Genomic DNA, 1,395 nt, shown 5'->3' with positions numbered 1-1,395 from the left:
ACCTCGACTCGTCGACGATCTGCACTTTGACCTCGGAGAATCCGATGGTTGAGCAAGAAGCTGGTCGACCTTCGCCTCCAACCGCGTGATTGCCTGTCGGAGTTCGGCCATTCCTTGCGTGGCGTTTTCGTTTGCGTCACTGACCTCTTGTCGACCGGATTGATCGCCATCAAACCGAGGGGAAGGATCTTGGCCGGAGGTGGATTGAATCGCAGTCAGCGCAATCACACTGGTAAACAGCAACAATAAGGCAGTCTTACTTTGCATGGGTGCATCCGATGAGTGTCAAGCAGTGTGCCGGCCCCAATGAGGATGCAATCTGCATACCCAAGAAACCGGTCGCGCCCGCAAAACGACACCAGTGCAGAAGTCTTGGACGATGCGTACGAGAACGGCGTCCGCGAAGATTTCCGACGCGGATGGTGAATCCGGTGCTCGTCCAACCCCTGTCAGTTGACTGCGACCACGCGAGCGTTTTTTGCGTCAGCGAAGCAGGACCGGTTCCTACCGGCCAATGCCATCTACTTTGGAAAAACGGAGAATGATCAAGTAGTGGAATTCGCCAGAATTCCCGTATTTGCTGTTGAGGCACTAGGAACTCTGGCGAGTCCCACTACGAAAGTCGATGCCATTCGCCTGTGGGAACCCGCCCTTCTTGGACCGTATTCGTTCGTGAAAAGACGAGCCAAAGGCGGGGCAGTGCAAGAAGTAGGGGTGGCAGGACTCGAACCCGCGACCAAGGAATTATGAGTTCCCTGCTCTAACCGACTGAGCTACACCCCCGGTGTGTCGCAGAGTTTAACACACTCTCGCTACGTCTCGCACTAGGTGGTTTTCGCCTATAAGAAAAACGACAATTTCCCTCACTCGCAGGTTCGCTGCTATCGATTTTGCGCTCGCTTGCCCCTATCGCTCAACTCTCGGAGTTGTCAGCGTTCTCGGCGGCCGTCACTCTGTTTCGCCATCGTCTAACCAGCCAACTTTTAACCTTGTCTTGCCCGACCGTCGGCATCGGCACGGCGACACCGATTGGCAATCGCGACCAATGGCACCGCTGGTGTGCTTGTAAGAAACCGGCGGCAAAGACATGAGGGACAAAAAGATAAATCCGTCCTCCCGTCTTCCAAAAATTTTTGCCACCCATTTTTTTGTCGGTTCTGTTCTTGTTCGAAACATGAATGCTACAGACCCGGGACCTGTCGACAAATTTCGCCAGACGATGCTAGGCCCGACGACGGCTTGCGTCGCTCTGTCTTCTTTGGAACGCGAACGATGGAGTGATTGATGTCACCGCGGGTGTTCTGGAAAGCGAAGAAGACGGCGGCAAAAACATGAGGGGCAAAAAGATAAATTCGTCTTCCTGTCTTCCAAATATTTTTGCCACCCATCTTTTTG

1 protein-coding gene and 1 tRNA gene are annotated in these 1,395 nt (G+C 53.6%); both read right to left on the bottom strand.

What is annotated here, in order from left to right:
• Positions 1–267: hypothetical protein (locus tag RMSM_RS43125; protein WP_040770294.1), on the bottom strand; the 267-nt coding region annotated here is incomplete at its 3' end.
• 442 nt (positions 268–709) lie between these two features.
• A tRNA-Ile gene (locus RMSM_RS30380) sits at positions 710–783 on the bottom strand.
• Positions 784–1,395 lie beyond the last annotated feature (612 nt).

This window comes from Rhodopirellula maiorica SM1 (assembly GCF_000346295.1).
In the GTDB taxonomy this organism is placed as follows: domain Bacteria; phylum Planctomycetota; class Planctomycetia; order Pirellulales; family Pirellulaceae; genus Novipirellula; species Novipirellula maiorica.
Note: the sequence above shows the minus strand (reverse complement) of the source record. Positions and strands in the feature narration are given on the sequence as shown.